The organism is Citrobacter sp. RHB35-C21 (genome assembly GCF_013816515.1).
Classification (GTDB): Bacteria; Pseudomonadota; Gammaproteobacteria; order Enterobacterales; family Enterobacteriaceae; genus Citrobacter; species Citrobacter braakii.
Map to the genome: position 1 here is coordinate 3327446 of NZ_CP057147.1, position 21063 is coordinate 3348508.

Annotated in this window: 16 protein-coding genes; 8 read left to right on the forward strand and 8 right to left on the reverse strand. The window is 52.7% G+C overall.

Annotated elements, in window-relative coordinates; genetic code table 11:
- Positions 1–186: 186 nt before the first annotated feature.
- From pqiC to rlmKL, 5 genes are read right to left on the reverse strand one after another with little or no spacing between them, the layout of a single operon-like run.
- Positions 187–750: a membrane integrity-associated transporter subunit PqiC gene (pqiC, locus tag HVZ39_RS16350; RefSeq protein WP_049271477.1), complete on the reverse strand. Its 564-nt coding sequence runs from the start codon at positions 748–750 to the stop codon at positions 187–189.
- On the reverse strand, positions 747–2387 hold the full coding sequence (gene pqiB / locus HVZ39_RS16355; RefSeq protein ID WP_003836843.1) for an intermembrane transport protein PqiB: 1641 nt from the start codon (positions 2385–2387) through the stop codon (positions 747–749). Before pqiB ends, pqiC begins: the two co-directional genes overlap by 4 nt.
- Before the next feature lie 4 nt (positions 2388–2391).
- Entirely contained in the window at positions 2392–3639 is a 1248-nt protein-coding gene (gene pqiA / locus HVZ39_RS16360) for a membrane integrity-associated transporter subunit PqiA (RefSeq protein WP_016152477.1), read from the reverse strand.
- A gap of 15 nt (positions 3640–3654) precedes the next feature.
- Complete coding sequence (locus tag HVZ39_RS16365; RefSeq protein ID WP_016152476.1) at positions 3655–5562, reverse strand: ABC transporter ATP-binding protein; 1908 nt, start codon at positions 5560–5562, stop codon at positions 3655–3657.
- 12 nt (positions 5563–5574) lie between these two features.
- Positions 5575–7683, reverse strand: coding sequence for a bifunctional 23S rRNA (guanine(2069)-N(7))-methyltransferase RlmK/23S rRNA (guanine(2445)-N(2))-methyltransferase RlmL (gene rlmKL / locus HVZ39_RS16370; RefSeq protein WP_016152475.1), 2109 nt, complete (start codon positions 7681–7683; stop codon positions 5575–5577).
- 98 nt (positions 7684–7781) lie between these two features.
- Here rlmKL and HVZ39_RS16375 point away from each other — a divergent pair, with 98 nt between their 5' ends.
- The gene (locus tag HVZ39_RS16375) at positions 7782–8888 is read left to right on the forward strand and encodes a YcbX family protein (RefSeq protein WP_181632702.1); all 1107 of its coding nucleotides are present in this window, start codon (positions 7782–7784) and stop codon (positions 8886–8888) included.
- Here HVZ39_RS16375 and zapC read toward each other — a convergent pair.
- Together zapC and pyrD are read right to left on the reverse strand one after the other, a co-directional pair.
- On the reverse strand, positions 8885–9427 hold the full coding sequence (zapC, locus tag HVZ39_RS16380) for a cell division protein ZapC (protein ID WP_016156134.1): 543 nt from the start codon (positions 9425–9427) through the stop codon (positions 8885–8887). The genes HVZ39_RS16375 and zapC overlap by 4 nt on opposite strands.
- Positions 9428–9592: 165 nt before the next feature.
- Positions 9593–10603 carry a quinone-dependent dihydroorotate dehydrogenase gene (pyrD, locus tag HVZ39_RS16385; RefSeq protein ID WP_181632703.1) on the reverse strand — a complete coding sequence of 337 codons (1011 nt, stop codon included), beginning with the start codon at positions 10601–10603 and terminating at the stop codon, positions 9593–9595.
- 242 nt (positions 10604–10845) lie between these two features.
- On the opposite strand from pyrD, the gene ssuE reads away from it, so the two are divergent.
- The 5 genes from ssuE to ssuB are packed head-to-tail and all read left to right on the forward strand — an operon-like array spanning position 10846 to position 15097.
- Positions 10846–11421, forward strand: coding sequence for an NADPH-dependent FMN reductase (gene ssuE / locus HVZ39_RS16390; protein WP_016152471.1), 576 nt, complete (start codon positions 10846–10848; stop codon positions 11419–11421).
- On the forward strand, positions 11414–12388 hold the full coding sequence (locus HVZ39_RS16395; RefSeq protein ID WP_016156132.1) for a sulfonate ABC transporter substrate-binding protein: 975 nt from the start codon (positions 11414–11416) through the stop codon (positions 12386–12388). Before ssuE ends, HVZ39_RS16395 begins: the two co-directional genes overlap by 8 nt.
- Positions 12385–13530, forward strand: a complete 1146-nt coding sequence (gene ssuD, locus HVZ39_RS16400; RefSeq protein ID WP_016156131.1) for an FMNH2-dependent alkanesulfonate monooxygenase — start codon at positions 12385–12387, stop codon at positions 13528–13530. The genes HVZ39_RS16395 and ssuD overlap by 4 nt, the downstream gene beginning before the upstream one ends.
- Positions 13531–13541: 11 nt before the next feature.
- Entirely contained in the window at positions 13542–14333 is a 792-nt protein-coding gene (ssuC, locus tag HVZ39_RS16405; protein ID WP_016156130.1) for an aliphatic sulfonate ABC transporter permease SsuC, read from the forward strand.
- Positions 14330–15097 carry an aliphatic sulfonates ABC transporter ATP-binding protein gene (gene ssuB, locus HVZ39_RS16410; protein WP_016152467.1) on the forward strand — a complete coding sequence of 256 codons (768 nt, stop codon included), beginning with the start codon at positions 14330–14332 and terminating at the stop codon, positions 15095–15097. Before ssuC ends, ssuB begins: the two co-directional genes overlap by 4 nt.
- Positions 15098–15200: 103 nt before the next feature.
- Here ssuB and pepN read toward each other — a convergent pair whose 3' ends face one another.
- Positions 15201–17813, reverse strand: coding sequence for an aminopeptidase N (gene pepN, locus HVZ39_RS16415; RefSeq protein ID WP_019076406.1), 2613 nt, complete (start codon positions 17811–17813; stop codon positions 15201–15203).
- A 265-nt stretch (positions 17814–18078) separates the two neighbouring features.
- Here pepN and pncB point away from each other — a divergent pair, with 265 nt between their 5' ends.
- Positions 18079–19281 carry a nicotinate phosphoribosyltransferase gene (pncB, locus tag HVZ39_RS16420; protein WP_047414144.1) on the forward strand — a complete coding sequence of 401 codons (1203 nt, stop codon included), beginning with the start codon at positions 18079–18081 and terminating at the stop codon, positions 19279–19281.
- A 165-nt stretch (positions 19282–19446) separates the two neighbouring features.
- Positions 19447–20847, forward strand: a complete 1401-nt coding sequence (gene asnS / locus HVZ39_RS16425; RefSeq protein ID WP_016152464.1) for an asparagine--tRNA ligase — start codon at positions 19447–19449, stop codon at positions 20845–20847.
- The last annotated feature ends 216 nt before the right edge of the window (positions 20848–21063 follow it).

Here is a 21063-nt window from a genome sequence, read left to right on the forward strand (position 1 = left end):
ACGAATACCCCTAAACATCAGGCTCGTCAATGCGCAAAATTCACGCCAGTGTCATATTTGTGAGCTACCCGCAAAATCATTTGTACAAAAATAGTCTGTCAGAACAGCTATCTCCACGGCTAAAAAAATAAAAAAAACCGCCCCGGGCATTGAACCAGGGGCGGCATAATTTACAATTATTTAAGCTTAAGGGATGCGTTTCAGCTCCTGAGCCATTGCCGTCGCTTCCTGGCTCCAGGCGTTGGCCAGAACCTTCACCATCTCATCGTAGCCGTCTTTAGTCTGTACAGCTTCGATGTGGAATGGACGCTTGATCAACTGCCCCTGGTGATTCAGCAGCCATTCACCGCTCACGATGACCTTACCATCGTACCGACCGTGGAAGCCGGTCACGGTAACGTTCAACGTGTCCTGAGTGCTTCCCAGCGGCTGCGAAGCGACAACCCAACCAGGCAACTGCATACTGAGGTTCGTAACCAGGGTATTGCGCAATTGCTGATCTAAGGGGCTGGCCCAGAGATTATTATTCGCTATCACATATTGCACATCGCTGGTCTGGTAAACCACCCCATTACCCGCCAGATAGTCCGGGACCGCAATCTGTTCAACCCACAGCAGACGGTTACCCTGGTTAGCGGAGCTCTGTACGCCCCCTTGCGCGATAGGAAGCTGGTAATAGCTTTTATTTTCTCCGCTGGTGCTGCATGACGTCAGCCAGACCGCCATCATCGCCACTAGCCACTTTTTCATTGTTTCGCCCTCTTCGGCTCTGGATCTTTTTTGTCCTTCGCTTCAAATACCAGCGCATTGCTCTTATCGTTCAACGTTTTCAGTACCGGTTGCAGTTCTCGCAGCACCTGATCAAGACGCTGCATATCCGCCACCATCTTGTTGTAGGCGGCGGAACCCGGCTGGAAGCCCTGCATACTACGGTTCAGTTCGCGCAGCGTGTTCTGCATATCCGCCGGAAGATCCTGCATCGACTGACTGGACGTGATCTTATTCATGTTGTCCAGCGTGGTTTGCAGATGCTTCATCGTACGCTGGCTTTCCGACAACGTATTGGTCGCCTGCTCAATCATCGGGTTCAACGGCAGATTGTTAATCTTATCCAGCGCTTCCATCAGTCGCTGCTGGATCTGCGCCAGACCACCGCTCACGGTCGGAATAATTTGATAACCGTTAAATTCGCGCACACCGGTAATCGGCGGTTCTTTCGGGTAGAAGTCGAGATCGACATACAGAGCGCCAGTCACCAGGTTCCCGGTTTTCAGCGATGCCCGTAAGCCGCGTTTAAGCAATTCTGCCAGATGAGCGCCAACATCAGTATCTTCTCCCAGCTGTGCCTTCAGACGTTCTGGTTCGATACGTACCAGCACCGGAATGCGGTAATCATTGTTGAAGACCTGACGCATATTCGGTGAGAAGAAAGGTACTTTACTTACCGTACCCAAACGGATGCCACGGAATTCCAGTGGCGCGCCGGGCTGCAGGCCACGAATTGAATCTTTAAAGAACATCAGGTAATCAATATGATCGGTATACAGTGAATCCTGAATACTTTTTTGGTCGTCATAAAGATTAAACGCAGACTGCTGTGCGACCGGTTCGCCTTGTTCCAGCCCTTCTGGCACATCAAAACTTACGCCACCGCCAAACAGCGTGGAGAGAGAGCCCATTTCCACTCGCATACCTGCCGAAGTAAGATCCACGGCGATCCCACTGTCCTTCCAGAAACGCACATTGCTGGTCACCAGACGATCGTTAGGCGCATTGATAAATAGCTGGTAGCTAATCGTACGCTTTTGCGCATCAAATGTGCTGGTTTCAACCGAACCTACACGATAACCACGGAACAGAACCGGGTCGCCCGGGCTCAACTGACCGGCTTTTTTGCTGTCCAGAATCACACGGATCCCTTTCGCATCTGGCGGCGCCAGCGGCGGTGAATCCAGCAGTTGGTAATTTTCCAGCTTGCTGCCTTTATTGCCAGGCTGCAGTTCAATATAAGCCCCGGACAATAGCGTGCCGAGCCCACTGATACCTTCACGTCCAACCTGCGGCTTCACCACCCAAAAGACAGAATCTTTATGCAGCAGCTTTTCCATTCCGGAGTTAAGACGAGCTTTAATTTCCACATGGGTCAAATCATCAGTCAGGGTTGCGCTCTCGACGATACCGACATCCACGCTGCGGCTCTTAATCGTCGTTTTACCCCCTTCAATACCTTCGGCATTGGTAGTAATCAGCGTGACTTGTGGCCCCTGATGACTGTAGTGATAAAACAGGACCCACGCGCCAATGAGGGCAGTGACTATAGGGAATATCCACACGGGCGACCAGTTTTTTACCTTTTGCACTTTGGCTTCCCCACTTTTAGATTCCATGCTGTCAGGACTCCTCATGATCTGGTTCACGGTCCCACGACAGACGGGGATCAAATGTCATCGCAGAAAACATTGTCATAATGACGACTAAAGCAAACATCAAAGCACCCATTGCAGGATAAATGTTCATTAACCCTCCCATGCGCACCAGCGCAGAGAGTACGGCAATTACAAAAACGTCGATCATTGACCAGCGACCGACAAATTCTACAACCTCGTAAATTAAATGCATTCGTTCACTGTCGCGTTTGCCGTGCCCTTTGGCATCCCAACACAGCCAGGCAATGGCGATCATTTTCAACGTCGGCACCATAATACTGGCGATAAAGATAACCGCAGCCACCGGGTAAGAGCCTTCGCTCCAGATTAAAACCACGCCCTCGAGTATCGTTGAAGGCAGCTTTGACCCGAGCAGATCGGTGATCATGATCGGCAGAATATTGGCAGGAAGATAAAGCATGATCGACGTAAACAGTAATGCCAATGTCCATTGCAGACTGTTTTTACGTCGCACATAACCTTTCGTCTGACAGCGTGGGCATACCAGCTCGTCTGCCGGAAGAATAGCGGTGCAGCAGGAACAGGAACGCAATCCTTGTCGGATGCCGGGCACACCAGGCTTTAATTCCTGCTTAATGGCTGGCATAGGGGCAATATCATCCCACAGCCAACGGCGATCCACACACTGGAAAGCCCGCAACTGGAGCATACAAAACATGCACCACGGGATGAAGCTGCTGCCCACGCCGATATCGCCGTAGGCCATCAGCTTAACAAAGCTCACCAGCACACCCGCGAGGAAAATTTCTGCCATTCCCCAGCTTTTTAACTGAAACAAAATACGCGCCAGCCATGTTTTAAGCCGCTCAGGCATATGAACCCGATTCACCAACAGCAAAATGGTCAACAAGCAAAAAGCGGGAACCAACTGAACGAATAAGATAAAGAAGGTACCGAGGCTGGCGTAATCTTCCGAAAAGAGAACGCTGGGAATTTGCAGCAGCGTCACTTCGCTGCTCACCCCCGCAACATTCATATTCACAAAGGGAAAGAGGTTTGACAAAAGCAGCATAAATAATGCTGCTAACACATAGGCGGTAGGACGCTGCCGTGGCGCGTCCCACTCAACCGTTAACGTAGTGCCACATCGTGGACATGCCGCTTTCTGACCATGCTCAAGGCGAGGTAACGCCACCAGCATGTCACACTGCGAGCACAGAATATGCTTCGCGGCATGGTGATGTTCGCACATATGTGCTCCTTTAAATTATGCGCCGTTCTTCAAAGACTCAAGATACTCCCAGCGCTCAAAGGCTTGCTCAAGTTCTTGTTCAGCTTCGTTCAGATTAGCTAATACCTGTTGCGTTTGCTCATGCGGCTGACTGAAAAAAGCGGCGTCAGCTACCTGAGCTTGTAATGCTTCCAGTTTAGCTTCCAGTTCTTCAAGCAGCGCGGGGAGCAGCTCCAGTTCGCGCTGCAGTTTATAGCTTAGTTTGCTCGTGCTGCGTTTGACAATTTCTGCTTTAGGAGCAACGGTTTCCTCTGTTTTTTTCGCAACTGGCTGTTTAAACGCCACATACTGCGATTGCTGGCTGCGGGCATCATGATAACCGCCGACATAACGACCAATTTTACCGCCGCCTTCGAAGATCCAGCATTCGGTTACGGTATTATCCACAAACTGACGGTCGTGGCTCACCAGCAGCACGGTGCCCTGGTAGCTATCAATCAGCTCTTCAAGCAGTTCCAGCGTTTCGACGTCCAGATCGTTCGTTGGTTCATCGAGAATTAAAAGATTACTGGGTTTGAGAAAAAGACGCGCCAGCAGTAGGCGATTGCGTTCCCCACCAGAGAGCGCACGTACTGGCGTCATCGCCCGTTTCGGATGGAACAGGAAATCCTGGAGATAGCCCAGCACATGGCGAGGTTTACCGTTAACCAGCACCTCTTGCTTACCCTCAGCAAGGTTGTCCATCACGGTTTTATCCGGATCCAGTTCGGCGCGGTGCTGATCGAAATACGCCACTTCCAGCTTCGTGCCGACGTGAATGCGTCCGCTGTCAGCCTGAAGCTGACCTAACATCAGCTTCAGCAGCGTTGTTTTACCGCAGCCGTTAGGTCCAATTAGCGCAATCTTGTCGCTACGTTGCACCTGCGCGGAGAAATCTTTTACCAGTTGCTTTCCATCAACCTGGTAATCAACATTCTCCATTTCGAAGACAATCTTGCCAGAACGGCTCGCCTCTTCGACCTGCATCTTCGCCGTGCCCATCACTTCGCGACGTTCGCCACGCTCGCGACGCATGGCTTTCAGTGCCCGCACGCGGCCTTCATTACGGGTACGACGCGCTTTGATGCCCTGACGGATCCAGACTTCTTCCTGCGCCAGCTTGCGATCAAATTCCGCATTTTGGAGATCTTCCACCCGCAGCGCTTCTTCTTTATCCAGCAGATACTGATCGTAGTTCCCCGGATAGGTCACCAGCTTGCCGCGGTCGAGATCGACAATACGCGTCGCCATATTGCGAATAAATGAACGGTCGTGGGAAATGAAAATAATTGTCCCATTGAAGGATTTCAGGAACCCTTCCAGCCAGTCGATAGTTTCAATATCCAGGTGGTTAGTTGGTTCATCCAGCAGCAGTACGCGCGGGTTGCTCACTAACGCGCGGCCCAGCGCCGCCTTACGCAGCCAGCCGCCCGAAAGCGAAGAAAGCGCGGCGTTAGGATCCAGTCCCAGTTGCGCCAGCACTTCATTAATGCGGCTTTCGAGCTGCCACAGATTATGGTGATCGAGCATTTCCTGAACCCGCGCCATTTCATTCAGGTTTCTGTCGCTGGGATCGGTCATCACCAGGCGCGAAATATCGTGATAACGCTTCAGATATTCAGCCTGTTCCTCAATACCTTCAGCAACGAAGTCATAGACGCTGCCCTCAACATTACGCGGCGGATCCTGCTGCAGACGCGCCACAACCAGGTCCTGCTCATAAATAATACGCCCGTCGTCAAGACCCTGTTCACGGTTGAGGATCTTCATCAGCGTCGACTTACCTGCGCCATTACGGCCAACCAGACAGACGCGTTCGTTATCTTCGATATGCAGTTCTGCATTATCAAGAAGCGGCGCATCGCTGAACGACAGCCATGCACCATGCATACTGATCAATGACATTTATTTATCCTTTCAGGCTGCGGTAATCAGCCAGCAATTGTGGATCTGACGGTTACGGGCAAAGTCCTGGGAAAGCGTTTTTTGGGTGATTTCTTGTGCTTTTAATCCCAGTTCAGCCAGACCGTCGAGATCCATACGGAACCCACGCTTGTTGTTGGAGAACATGATCGTGCCGTCTTTACGCAGCAGACGTTTCAGATCTTTCATCAGCGCCAGATGATCGCGCTGTACATCAAACGAGTCTTCCATACGTTTTGAGTTAGAGAACGTCGGCGGATCGATGAAAATCAGATCAAACTGTTCATTGGCATCGCGCAGCCAGCCCAGGCAATCTGCCTGAATTAAACGGTGAGCGCGACCACTCAGGCCGTTCAGCCGCAGGTTACGCTCAGCCCACTCCAGATAGGTACGCGACATATCAACCGTCGTGGTGCTACGCGCACCGCCCAGTCCGGCATGAACGCTGGCACTGCCAGTGTAGGAGAACAGGTTAAGGAAATCCTTACCTTTACTCATCTGGCCCAGCATGCGGCGCGCAATACGGTGATCGAGGAACAAACCGGTATCAAGATAGTCTGTCAGGTTGACCCACAGGCGCGCGTTGTACTCGCTTACCTCAATGAATTCACCCTTCTCATTCATCTTCTGATACTGGTTCTTCCCTTTCTGGCGCTCACGGGTTTTCAGCACCAGTTTATTTGGCGCGATTTCCAGGACCGACAACGTTGCGGCAATGATATCGAACAGACGTTGACGTGCTTTTTGCGCATCGACCGTCTTCGGCGGAGCGTATTCCTGAACCACGACCCACTCACCGTAACGGTCCACTGCAACGTTGTATTCCGGCAAGTCAGCATCATACAGGCGATAGCATTCAATTCCTTCCTGACGCGCCCATTTTTCCAGCTTCTTGATATTCTTGCGCAGGCGGTTGGCATAATCTTCCGCGACCGTGGCTGGCTTGCTGTCCGCAGTAGTCTCTGCAACGTGATAGTTTTTCTGTACGCAATCCAGCGGACCGTTTTTCGCTTTGAACTGCTTGTCAGCACGTAATTGCAGGCTGCTGAGCAAATCCGGAGAGGCGCTGAACAGCGACAAATTCCAGCCGCCAAACTGGTTTTTCATCGTACGGCCCAGCAAGCTATGCAGGGCAATCAGCGCCGGTTCGCTATCCAGACGTTCGCCGTAGGGCGGGTTACTGATCACCGTACCATACGGTCCCTTCGGCAGTGGATTACTCAGTTTGGCGACATCTTTAACGTCAAATGTCATCAGATCGGCAATACCTGCGCGGCGGGCGTTACTACGCGCTTTTTCAATCACGCGCGCATCGCTGTCGGAGCCATAGAAGTGCGAAGTATAGTCAGCAAGCCCCTTACGCGCACGCACCTGAGCTTCGGCTTTAACCTCTTGCCAGACGGCTTCATCGTGCTGTGCCCAACCGCTAAAGCCCCAGTACCCGCGATGCAGGCCCGGCGCGCGATCGGTTGCCCACATCGCCGCTTCAATCAGCAGCGTGCCGGAGCCGCACATCGGATCGAGTAACGGTGTGCCCGGCTGCCAGCCAGAACGCATAACAATAGCGGCGGCCAGCGTCTCTTTAATCGGCGCCTGACCCGCGCGATCGCGATAACCGCGCTGATGCAAACCGTCACCGCTCAGATCAAGTGCAATGCTGGCGGTATCTTTGTTCAACCAGACATTGATACGCAGATCCGGAGATTCACGATCCACATTCGGACGCGGCAGATTTTTGCGGGTAAATGCATCGACAATCGCATCCTTGACCTTCAGCGCGCCGTACTGGCTGTTACGAATGGTCTCGTTCAGGCCGCTAAAATGGACGGCAAACGTAGCTCCAGGATTAAATATCTCTGTCCAGTCGATTGCCTGAACGCCGAGGTACAGATCAAGATCGCTGTAGACCTTGCACTCTCCCATCGGCAGGATAATGCGCGAGGCCAGGCGGCTCCACATCAGGCTCTGGTAAACAAGCCGCGTGTCGCCCTTAAAATGGACCCCACCCTGAACGACCTGACACTCCAGCGCGCCGAGGTTTTCCAGTTCAGTTTTTAACAGCTCTTCCAGCCCGCGGGCCGTACTGGCAAACAGAGAATTCATAATGTCACTTTTACTCCTAGAAAATTGCTGCGCATTATAGCTAATATGGGCTGTATGTCATAAAGTTGAAGGCTTATTTTCGTTCAAGGGGCTGTGCAGTGGTAACGTTGACCCGACTTTTTATTCATCCGGTTAAATCAATGCGTGGAATTGGACTCACGCACGCCCTGGCAGACGTGAGCGGTCTCGCCCTGGATCGTATATTTATGATTACCGAACCCGACGGGACGTTCATTACCGCCCGACAGTTCCCGCAAATGGTCCGCTTTACCCCTTCCCCTTTCCACGATGGACTTCATCTTACGGCTCCAGACGGCAGCAGCGCGCTCGTGCGATTCGCAGACTTCGCCACCCAGGATGCGCCGACAGAGGTGTGGGGAAACCATTTTACCGCGCGTATTGCGCCAGCGGCTATCAACCTGTGGCTGAGCAGCTTTTTCTCCCGTGACGTGCAGTTGCGCTGGGTGGGTCCGCAACTGACACGCCGGGTGAAGCGCCACGCTGATGTTCCTTTGTCCTTCGCCGATGGTTATCCCTACCTGCTGGCCAACGAAGCATCTCTGCGCGATGTGCAACAGCGCTGTCCAGCAAGCGTCAAAATAGAACAGTTTCGCCCCAATCTGGTGGTTTCGGGGGCTGACGCCTGGGCAGAAGACACCTGGAAAGTGATTCGCATTGGCGACGTCATTTTTGATGTGGCAAAACCCTGTAGCCGCTGCATTTTCACTACCGTTAGCCCAGAAAAAGGCCAGAAACATCCGTCTGGCGAGCCGCTCGCCACGCTGCAAACCTTCCGGACAGCGGTGGATAACGGCGACGTTGATTTCGGCCAGAATCTTATCGCACGCAACAGTGGCGTTATTCGCGTCGGCGATGAGGTAGAGATTTTGGCAACCGGTCCCGCCAGAGCTTATGGTGCGGCGGAGCCAGATGATACCGCACTGGAACAACAACCCGATGCCACGGTACTTATTGACTGGCAGGGACAGACCTTTCGCGGAAATAATCAGCAGGTATTGCTTGAACAGCTGGAAAACCAGGGTATCAGGGTGCCCTATTCATGCCGGGCAGGAATTTGCGGATGCTGTCGAATTCGACTGTTGGAAGGCGAAGTTAGTCCGCTGAAAAAATCAGCGATTGGGGATGACGGGACGATTCTGTGCTGCAGTTGCGTTCCCAAAACGACAATCAGGCTGGAGAGTTAAACCGCCTGTTCAAGGCTGAAACTGTCGGCAATAACCTGCGGTTTCAGTCTGTCATTCATTATTTTAATCGCGTCCCCAAGCTGCATTGTGCGCCCGGCAATAACCACACCAGGTTGTGCAAGCAGACAAAGCGCGGCATTTTCACCCGGTTCAACCACTAACAGGTTTACCTGTTCATCCGTATCGCTTAAATCCACACAAGCAGCATCCCCCACGACTGGCGACCAGTTAATGCCGTGTGCGACAAAGTGCCAACTTTTTGGCATTTGCGGTTTAAGGTAACGAATCGCCACCAGCGCATTAAGCACCAGTTCCGCCTTTTGCTCTTTGCCTAAATCCAGGTAGCGACATTTTTCTTCAAAGGAAAAATAAAGCGCGGCGTCATCAACACAAAAACCCGACGGAGAAAATGCATCCGGAGTGAGCATTTTACGAGCAAAACGCGAACGGAATAACATGCCATTGGCTAAATCGAGCATCATACGATCGTGCTCTTCATCATAATACCAGCGCCAGTTATCGTCGGGTTTAATTCGCATCAGTTTCTCTCCTTTCCTTAATCATCACCATTACGACAGTATCCTTTTGCCGCTTCGTTTATTGCCTTAATAATAAAAGCTCAGAATGTTTAAATAAGCAACAGTAAAGGAATATAAAACAACCAGGGCCAGAAATAAAGCCCTGGATTGTGATTAAGGTAGCATTCAGATATTGGTGACGATTTCTTTAATCAACGGTGGGCCTTTAAAAATAAAGCCCGAATAAATCTGTACCAGAGAAGCACCGGCAGCTATTTTCTCACGCGCGGCGATTACTGAGTCGATACCACCAACCCCAATAATCGGCAGCTGACCTTTTAATTCCTGAGACAACTGGCGAATAATTTCTGTACTTTTTAATTGTAACGGTCGACCGCTCAGGCCACCCATTTGATCGCAATTTTTCATTCCCTGAACGAGAGAACGCTCGAGAGTGGTGTTAGTCGCAATTACGCCATCAATATTATGACGAACTAAACTGTCAGCAACCTGGATCAGTTCTTCCACAGAAAGATCCGGTGCGATCTTAACCGCCACTGGAACATATTTATGGTGGATCGCTTGCAGATCATTTTGCTTATTTTTAATTGCCGTCAGAAGATCATCCAACGCCTCACCATATTGCAACGTACGTAATCCCGGCGTATTCGGTGAAGAGATATTAATCGCGATATAACCAGCATAAGCATAGACTTTTTCCATACAAATCAGATAGTCATCTTTGCCGTTCTCTACCGGAGTATCTTTATTCTTACCAATATTAATCCCCAGAATACCGTCAAAATGCGATTTTTTAACGTTCTCAACCAGGTTATCAACCCCCAGGTTATTAAACCCCATGCGGTTGATCAAACCTTCAGCATCGACCAGACGAAACAGACGTGGTTTATCATTACCCGGCTGAGGACGCGGCGTCACGGTACCAATCTCAATGGAACCAAATCCCATCGCGCCGAGCGCATCAATGCACTCCCCGTCTTTATCCAGTCCGGCAGCAAGCCCGAGTGGATTTTTAAACGTCAGCCCCATACAGGTAACCGGTTTTGCGGGTACTTTCTGGCGAACAAGCGCTTCGAGCGGCGTGCCGGTAATGCGACGTAATTGCTGGAATGTCAATTCATGAGCGCGCTCTGGATCGAGCTGGAAAAGGGCTTTACGAACGAAGGGGTAGTACATGAACTCTCCTGGATTCCCGGTGTGCAAACCGGGGGCGTATTATGTGCGATCGCGAGCAAAAAGGGAATTGACCTGCGGCAATAAATAGCAATCGTTTTCCTGCTTCCTCCTTTTTATTCATTTTTCAACTTTTCTATCCCGTATAAATCATTTCGATAAAGAAAGTCTCTCTGCCAGACTGCACAAATTGTTATCAATGTTAATCAAAAGCAAACAATTGGTTATAAGGGGAGAATAAAATTATGCGCGTCATCACTCTGGCGGGAAGCCCACGCTTTCCCTCTCGCTCCAGCGCGTTGCTGGAATATGCCCGAGAAAAATTGAACGGCCAGGATGTCGAAGTCTTTCACTGGAACCTGCACAACTTTGCCCCGGAAGACCTGATCTATGCCCGTTTTGACAGTCCGGCGCTGAAAACATTTATCGAACAACTGCAGGATGCTGACGGGCTGATTGTCGCAACGCCGGTCTACAAAGCCGCTTACTCTGGCGCACTGAAAACGCTGCTCGATCTGCTCCCCGAGCGGGCGCTGGAAGGAAAAGTGGTTTTGCCGCTGGCGACTGGCGGCAGTGTGGCGCATTTACTGGCCGTCGATTACGCGCTGAAACCGGTGCTGAGCGCGTTAAAGGCTCAGGAGATCCTGCACGGCGTGTTTGCCGATGATTCACAGGTCATCGATTATCAGCATAAACCGCAGTTTACGCCCAACCTGCAGCAGCGCCTGGACAGTGCGCTCGACACTTTCTGGCTGGCGTTGCATCGTCGCGATCTCCAACTCCCGCAACTGAATGCCCTGCGAGGTGCCGCCCATGCTTAATCTGCTCAAGCGTCACACCCCATGGCTGGCATTAACCGGGCTGCTGTCCCTGTCATCCTTGGCGCATGCCGCAGAATCGGCTCCGGATGCCCTGCGCATTGGCTACCAGAAAGGAAGCGTCAGCATGGTGCTGGCAAAAAGTCATCAGCTACTGGAGAAACGTTACCCACAGACCAAAATCTCGTGGATTGAGTTCCCGGCTGGACCGCAAATGTTGGAAGCACTCAATATCGGCAGTATAGATCTCGGCAGTACCGGTGACATTCCGCCAATTTTCGCCCAGGCCGCCGGAGCCGATCTGGTTTATGTGGGCGTCGAACCGCCCAAACCGAAAGCCGAAGTGATTCTGGTGCCGAAAAATAGCCCGATCCAGAGCGTTGCGCAGCTCAAAGGGCATAAAGTCGCCTTCCAGAAAGGTTCCAGCGCCCACAATTTACTGCTCCGGGCGCTGCAACAGGCAGGGTTGAAATTTACCGATATTCAACCGACTTATCTGACCCCCGCCGATGCGCGAGCGGCCTTCCAGCAAGGAAACGTCGATGCGTGGGCTATCTGGGATCCCTACTATTCGGCCGCATTACTGCAAGGTGATGTGCGCGTGCTGAAAGACGGCTCAGACCTCAAGCAGACCGGTTCGTTTTATCTCGCTGCACGTCCTTATGCCGAAAAAAATAGCGCTTTTGTTCTTGGCGTACTGGATACCTTTAGCCAGGCGGATGCGTTAACTCTCAGCCAACGCCAGCAAAGCATTACTCTGCTGGCTAAAACCATGGGCCTGCCCGAGCCGGTAATTGCGTCTTATCTGGATCACCGTCCGCCAACCACCATTACGCCCGTCAGCGCCTCTGTTGCCGCCCTACAACAACAAACCGCCGATCTGTTTTATGACAACCGTCTGGTGCCGAAAAAAATCGATATTCGCCAGCGTATCTGGCAACCCACTCAGCAGGCAGGAGAAAAATTATGAGTCTGAACATGTTCTGGTTTTTACCCACCCACGGTGACGGTCATTATCTGGGAACGGAAGAAGGTTCGCGCCCGGTCGATCACGGTTATTTGCAACAAATTGCGCAAACAGCCGATCGTCTGGGATTTACTGGCGTTCTGATCCCAACCGGTCGCTCCTGTGAAGATGCCTGGCTGGTCGCAGCGTCGATGATCCCAGTCACCCAGCGATTAAAGTTTCTGGTCGCGCTTCGTCCAAGCGTAACCTCGCCGACGGTCGCCGCCCGCCAGGCCGCGACGCTCGACAGACTCTCTAACGGCCGGGCATTGTTCAACCTGGTAACCGGCAGCGATCCACAAGAGCTGGCGGGTGACGGCGTGTTCCTTGATCACACCGAGCGCTATGAAGCCTCTGCTGAATTCACTCAGGTCTGGCGGCGTTTGCTGCAAGGTGAAACCGTGGATTTCAACGGCAAACACATTCATGTCCGCGGCGCGAAACTGTTTTTCCCTCCTGTACAACAACCCCGGCCACCGCTTTATTTCGGCGGTTCGTCTGATGTCGCCCAAGATCTTGCTGCCGAGCAGGTTGATCTCTATCTGACCTGGGGCGAGCCGCCTGAACAGGTGAAAGAGAAGATTGAACAGGTGCGGGCCAAAGCGGCGGCGCTCGGGCGCAAGATCCGCTTTGGTATTCGTCTGCATGTGATCGTCCGGGAGACAACGCAAGAGGCGTGGCAGGCAGCGGATCGTCTGATAGCCCATCTGGATGACGACACCATTGCCAAAGCCCAGGCCGCCTTCTCAAGAACGGATTCGGTTGGTCAGCAGCGAATGGCTGCACTACACAACGGTAAACGCGACAAACTGGAAATCAGCCCGAACCTGTGGGCAGGAGTAGGACTGGTGCGCGGTGGCGCGGGTACCGCGCTGGTCGGAGATGGTCCGACGGTCGCGGCGCGTATCAACGAGTATGCCGCACTGGGAATCGACAGTTTTGTGTTGTCCGGGTATCCACATCTGGAAGAGGCATACAAGGTTGGCGAGCTGCTGTTCCCACATCTGGATGTCGCTATACCAGAAATTCCGCAGCCGCAGCGCCAGCATCAACAAGGCGAAGCGGTGGCAAACGAATTTATCCCACGCAAAATCGCGCAAAGCTAAGGAGCCTGCTGATGGCAACGCCGAAAAACAGGTGGTTACTGCGCCTCGCACCCTGGTTTTTACCGGTTGGGTTGGTCGCGCTCTGGCAGCTCGCATCATCAATGGGCTGGTTGTCCACCCGCATCCTGCCCTCTCCGGAGGGCGTTGTCGAAGCCTTCTGGACGCTTTCCGCCAGCGGCGAGCTTTGGCAGCATCTGGCGATCAGCTCCTGGCGCGCGCTGGTAGGCTTCTCCATCGGCGGATCGATTGGCCTGACGCTGGGACTGATTAGCGGTCTTTCGCGGTGGGGAGAACGCCTGCTGGATACTTCGGTGCAGATGCTGCGTAACGTGCCGCATCTGGCGCTGATCCCACTGGTGATTTTGTGGTTCGGCATTGATGAATCCGCCAAGATCTTTCTCGTCGCGCTGGGCACGCTTTTTCCGATTTACATCAACACCTGGCATGGGATCCGCAATATCGATCGCGGTCTGGTAGAGATGGCTCGCAGCTATGGGCTGTCTGGTTTTTCACTATTTATTCATGTGATCCTCCCCGGCGCCCTGCCCTCGATTATGGTTGGCGTGCGTTTTGCTCTCGGGCTGATGTGGTTGACGCTTATTGTCGCGGAAACCATTTCAGCCAATGCCGGCATTGGTTACCTGGCAATGAACGCCCGCGAATTTCTGCAAACCGATGTGGTCGTGGTGGCCATTATTCTCTACGCCCTGCTCGGCAAACTTGCCGACGTCAGCGCCCAATGGCTGGAGCGGATCTGGCTGCGCTGGAACCCGGCTTACCATGTGAAGGAGGCTACCGTATGAATACCGCTCGCCTGAACCAAGGCACGCCGCTTTTACTGAGTGCCGTGACGAAACAATACGCCGCCAATACGGTGCTCAATCAGTTAGATTTGCATATTCAGGCCGGACAGTTTGTTGCCGTGGTTGGCCGCAGCGGAGGAGGTAAAAGCACGTTGCTGCGTCTGCTGGCTGGGCTGGAGTCTCCCACCTCAGGTGCATTACTTGCCGGAACCACCCCGCTGGCAGAAATTCAGGAGGATACGCGAATGATGTTTCAGGATGCGCGTCTGCTACCCTGGAAGACGGTTATCGATAATGTGGGTCTGGGTCTGAAAGGTCACTGGCGCGATGCGGCCCGGGACGCGCTGGCCGCAGTTGGGCTGGAGAATCGTGCTCAGGAATGGCCTGCTGCCCTGTCCGGTGGACAAAAACAGCGCGTGGCCCTGGCGCGGGCATTAATTCATCGTCCCGGTCTGCTGCTGCTGGATGAACCGCTCGGTGCGCTGGATGCCTTAACCCGCCTTGAAATGCAGGAGCTGATTGTCTCTTTATGGCAAGAGCACGGCTTTACCGTACTGCTGGTCACCCATGACGTCAGTGAAGCGGTGGCAATGGCCGATCGCGTGTTGCTTATTGAAGATGGAAAAATCGGACTGGATTTAACGGTGGATATTGCGCGACCACGCCGGATTGGTTCGGTGCGTCTGGCAGAGCTGGAAGCAGAAGTGTTAAACCGGGTAATGCAGCGTAGCGAAACGGAACAGCCGATCCGCCGGCATGGATAAGCATTCAGAAAAATCAGGCCCAGTAAGCGCAAGCGCCACCGGGCCTTTTGCCGGATAGCGGCGTTACCGCCTAATCCGGCTTACAAAACGACAGGTCAACGTTTCAGGCTAACGCTTTGGTTACCTTCTCGAACAGATCGCCGGAGAGATTCTCCAGACCTTTCAGCTGTTCCAGCGCCGCGCGCATCTGCGTCTGACGTTTTGCATCATACCGTTTTAAGCGAATCAGCGGCTCAATCAGACGTGACGCCACCTGCGGGTTACGGCTATTGAGTTCAGTCAGCATGTCGACCAGGAACTGATAGCCGCTGCCATCTTCCGCATGGAATGCCGCCGGGTTGCTGCCCGCAAAGGCGCCAATCAGAGATCGGATTCGGTTCGGGTTACTCATACTGAAGGAACGGTGCTTCAGTAAGCCACGTACCGTTTCCAGCACGTTTCTCGCCGGGCTGGTGGATTGCAGGATAAACCATTTGTCCATCACCAGACCGTCATGATGCCACTTATCGTCATACTCCTGCATTAGCGTGTCGCGGCAAGGCAGTTGCGCCGCGACTGCCGCGGACAGCGCCGCCAGCGCATCGGTCATATTGTTTGCTTCACGGTACTGCTTGCTGACCAGCGTGTCGGCCAGATGGGTTTCGCCAAAGGCCAGGAAACGCAGGCAGGCATTACGTAGCGTACGCTTGCCAATATCGGCATGCTCAACGCGGTACTCATCAAGATGATTAGCGTTATAGATGGCGAGGAATTCATCCGCCAGTTCGGCCGCCAGCGTGCGAGTTAACGCTTCACGTACTTCCGTTATCGCCACCGGATCGATGATGTCGAACAGTTCAGCAATTTCATTCACCGAAGGCAGCGTCAGAATCTCTGCCGCCAGCGCCGGATCGATTTTCTCATCCAGCAAAATCGCCCTGAATGCATCGGCCACGTGTACCGGCAGCGACAGCGGCTGCCCCTGCTGATGGCGGGCTACGTTGAGCTTAATATAGGTCGCCAGCAAGCTTTGCGCCGCGTCCCAACGAGAGAAATCGTTACGCGCATGACGCATCAGGAAAGTCAGTTGCTGATCGCTCCATTTGTATTCCAGTTTTACCGGTGCGGAAAATTCGCACAGCAGTGCCGGAACCGGCTGGAAGTAGACATTATCAAAGACAAACGTCTGCTCAGCCTGGGTGACATTGAGTACGGAATTCACCGGGTGCCCGCCTTTTTGCAGCGGGATCACTTTCCCTTGGTTGTCATACAACTCGAGGGCGAAAGGAATATGCAGCGGCTGTTTTTCGGCCTGATCCGGCGTGGCCGGCGTGCGCTGGCTGATAGTCAGCGTGTACTGCTCAGTGGATGGATTGTAGTCATCACGCACGGTCAGAATCGGCGTACCGGACTGACTGTACCAGCGGCGGAAATGCGATAGATCGACGTTGGACGCATCTTCCATCGCCTGCACGAAATCATCACAGGTTGCAGCGCTGCCGTCATGACGCTCAAAGTACAACTGCATCCCTTTCTGGAAGTTAGCCTCACCGAGCAGGGTGTGGATCATACGAATAACTTCAGCGCCCTTTTCGTACACGGTCAGGGTATAGAAGTTGTTCATTTCAATGACCATATCCGGACGGATAGGATGCGCCATTGGGCTGGCATCTTCGGCAAACTGCAGGCCGCGCATGGTGCGTACATTGCTGATCCGGTTTACCGCGCGTGAGCCGAGATCGGAACTGAACTCCTGATCGCGAAACACGGTTAGCCCCTCTTTCAGGCTCAACTGGAACCAGTCGCGACAGGTCACGCGGTTGCCGGTCCAGTTGTGGAAATATTCGTGACCGATGACGCGCTCAATATCGAGGTAGTCTTTGTCGGTGGCGGTATCGGTACGTGCCAGCACATATTTGGAGTTAAAGATGTTCAGACCTTTATTCTCCATCGCCCCCATGTTGAAGAAATCGACCGCGACAATCATATAAATGTCGAGGTCATATTCGAGGCCAAAGCGCTCTTCATCCCATTTCATGGAGTTTTTCAGCGAGGTCATCGCCCACGGCGCGCGGTCCAGGTTGCCGCGATCGACATACAGTTCCAGCGCCACTTCACGCCCGGAACGGGTGGTAAAGGTGTCGCGCAGGACGTCGAAATCACCGGCTACCAGCGCAAACAGATAACACGGTTTCGGGAACGGATCCTGCCACTGTACCCAGTGACGACCATTTTCCAGTTCCCCCTGCGCCACGCGGTTACCGTTGGAGAGCAGGAACGGATATTGGGTTTTATCGGCGATAATTTTGGTGGTAAAACGCGCCAGGACATCCGGCCTGTCGAGATACCAGGTAATATGGCGAAACCCTTCCGCTTCACACTGGGTGCACAGCGCGTCGCCGGACTTGTACAGTCCTTCCAGCGCGGTATTGGCCGCCGGGCTAATTTCATTCACGATACGCAACGTGAAACGTTCTGGCAGTTGACTGATGACCAGAGCGCCCTCTTCTTCTTTATACTCTGCCCACGGCTCGTCGTTCACGTGGATCGACACCAGGGTCAGATCTTCGCCATTCAGGCGCAGGGGCGCATCGGACGCGCCATGACGGACAGCCTGGCTCACGGCGGTGACCACGGTTTTTTCAGCATCCAGGTCAAAGGTCAAGTCAATATCAGTAATCTGGTAATCCGGCGCACGATAGTCGTGACGGTATTTGGCTTGTGGCTGTTGTGTCATAAAAAACCTTTAGCATCTTTGGTAGAGTCTCGGCTTCAGTCTATTCCTGTTGCGTAAATCGCGCTACGCAGAATGTTCATCTTTTCAGGCACAAACACCCTTTTTGCTACATTTTTATAACACGCGGCACGAATTGCCCTCGACCAGAAAGACAGCTTATGGTGTGATCGGGGTTCAATAAATCGCTAAACAAGGTATACTCCAGCGGTTTTCTTAGTTGTTTATTGTACTAAACGCTCCCGTGAGAGGATGCTACTGCGCACCTATGACACAATTCGCTTCTCCTGTTCTGCACTCGCTGCTGGATACAGACGCTTATAAGTTGCATATGCAGCAAGCCGTTTTTCACCACTACTATGATGTACAAGTAGCGGCTGAATTTCGTTGCCGTGGCGATGACCTGCTCGGTATTTATGCCGATTCTATTCGTGAGCAGGTGAATGCTATGCAACACCTGCGACTGCAGGAGGACGAGTACCAGTGGCTCTCCGGCCTGCCTTTCTTTAAAGCTGATTACCTCACCTGGTTACGTGATTTCCGCTATAACCCGGAACAGGTTTGCGTCACCAATGATAACGGTAAGCTGAACATCCGCTTAACCGGGCCGTGGCGTGAAGTGATCATGTGGGAAGTCCCGCTGCTAGCGGTTATCAGCGAGATGGTACACCGCTACCGTTCGCCCGAATCAGGCGTCCCGCAGGCACTCGATGAGCTGGAAAGCAAACTAGTAGAATTCTCTGCTTTAACGAAAGATGTCGATATGTCCCGCTTCCATCTGATGGATTTCGGTACGCGTCGTCGTTTTTCACGTGAAGTACAGCAGGCTATTGTTAAACGCCTGCAGCGAGAGCCCTGGTTCGTCGGCACCAGTAACTACGATCTGGCCCGCCGCCTGTCATTAACCCCAATGGGCACGCAGGCGCATGAGTGGTTCCAGGCTCATCAGCAAATCAGCCCTGAGCTTGCCACCAGCCAGCGCGTTGCCCTGGCCGCCTGGTTAAATGAATACCCTGACCAACTCGGCATTGCGCTGACCGATTGCATCACCATGGATGCGTTTTTACGCGACTTTGGCGTCGAGTTTGCGACCCGCTATCAGGGTTTACGCCATGACTCAGGCGACCCAGTGGAATGGGGTGAAAAAGCCATCGCCCATTATCAAAAACTGGGCATTGATCCGCTGAGCAAAACGCTGGTGTTTTCAGATAACCTCGATTTGAAAAAAGCGATTGAGCTCTACCGTCACTTCTCTTCTCGTGTGCAGTTGAGTTTTGGTATTGGCACACGTTTAACCTGTGATATTCCCCAGGTTAAGCCGCTCAATATTGTAATCAAGCTGGTGGAATGTAACGGCAAACCTGTGGCGAAGTTATCTGATAGCCCGGGTAAAACCATCTGCCACGATAAAGCGTTCGTGCGCGCGCTACGCAAAGCCTTCGATTTGCCGCATATTAAAAAAGCCAGTTAAACCTTCCAGGGAGCCAGTTTGGCTCCCTTTTCACGCTAATTTCCGAAATCTTTCACTCCAGCTACGAATTCTGCTTGTCTGATTGCAGATGCCAGGTAACATAGGTATCCCCCCATTACGGGTGGACATGTGTTTATATATCCGACTATTAACAGAGAGAATATTATGAGCGTTGTGCCTGTAGCCGACGTACTCCAGGGCCGCGTAGCCGTTGACAGCGAAGTCACCGTGCGCGGATGGGTGCGTACCCGCCGAGATTCAAAAGCTGGCATCTCCTTCCTCGCCGTTTATGACGGTTCCTGCTTTGATCCTGTACAGGCCGTCATCAATAATTCTCTGCCCAATTACAATCAGGACGTACTGCGCCTGACGACGGGTTGTTCAGTTATCGTAACGGGTAAAGTCGTTGCATCTCCTGGACAAGGACAGAGCTTTGAAATTCAGGCCACTGAGGTTGAAGTAGCCGGCTGGGTTGAAGATCCTGATACCTATCCAATGGCGGCTAAGCGTCACAGCATTGAGTATCTGCGTGAAGTGGCGCACATGCGTCCACGTACCAACATGATTGGTGCCGTCGCGCGTGTACGTCATACGCTGGCGCAAGCGCTGCATCGTTTCTTCCACGAGCAGGGTTTCTTTTGGGTCTCCACGCCGCTGATCACTGCCTCCGACACCGAGGGTGCTGGTGAAATGTTCCGCGTGTCTACGCTGGATCTGGAAAACCTGCCGCGTAACGATCAGGGCAAAGTCGATTTCGACAAAGACTTCTTTGGTAAAGAAGCCTTCCTGACCGTTTCCGGTCAGCTGAACGGCGAAACCTACGCCTGTGCTCTGTCCAAAATTTATACCTTTGGCCCGACGTTCCGTGCAGAAAACTCTAATACCAGTCGTCACCTGGCAGAGTTCTGGATGCTGGAACCGGAAGTGGCTTTCGCCGACCTGAACGATGTTGCAGGCCTGGCTGAAGCGATGCTGAAGTACGCGTTCAAAGCCGTACTGGCTGAGCGTGCGGATGATATGAAATTCTTCGCCGAACGTGTCGACAAAGACGCGATTTCACGCCTGGAACGTTTCATTGAGGCTGACTTCGCGCAGGTGGATTACACCGACGCGGTAAGCATTCTGGAAAAATGCGGCAAACAGTTCGAAAACCCGGTTTACTGGGGTGTGGATCTGTCTTCTGAGCACGAACGATACCTTGCTGAAGAGCACTTTAAAGCGCCGGTCGTCGTTAAAAACTACCCGAAAGATATCAAAGCGTTTTATATGCGCCTTAACGAAGACGGTAAAACCGTTGCAGCAATGGACGTCCTGGCTCCAGGAATCGGTGAAATCATCGGTGGTTCTCAGCGTGAAGAGCGTCTGGACGTCCTGGATGCCCGTATGCTGGAAATGGGTCTGAACAAAGAAGATTACTGGTGGTATCGCGACCTGCGTCGCTACGGTACCGTTCCACATTCCGGCTTCGGTTTGGGCTTTGAGCGTTTGATCGCTTACGTTACCGGCGTGCAGAACGTCCGTGACGTTATTCCGTTCCCGCGTACCCCGCGTAACGCCACGTTCTAACCCTGCATTTTTGATACAAAAGCCAGCATTGCTGGCTTTTTTTGTCACCGCTTCACGTTTTGGGATCCCCCTCCCGCGTTTAACACAACCCTTCGCCTTCCCCCTTCCTGTTACGTAATATTTCACTGCAACATATTTGAACAAAAAATAATCAGCACTTTTATTGTGGATTAGTATTTTCTGATTAAATAGTACATTTTCCGACCATTTGCACGG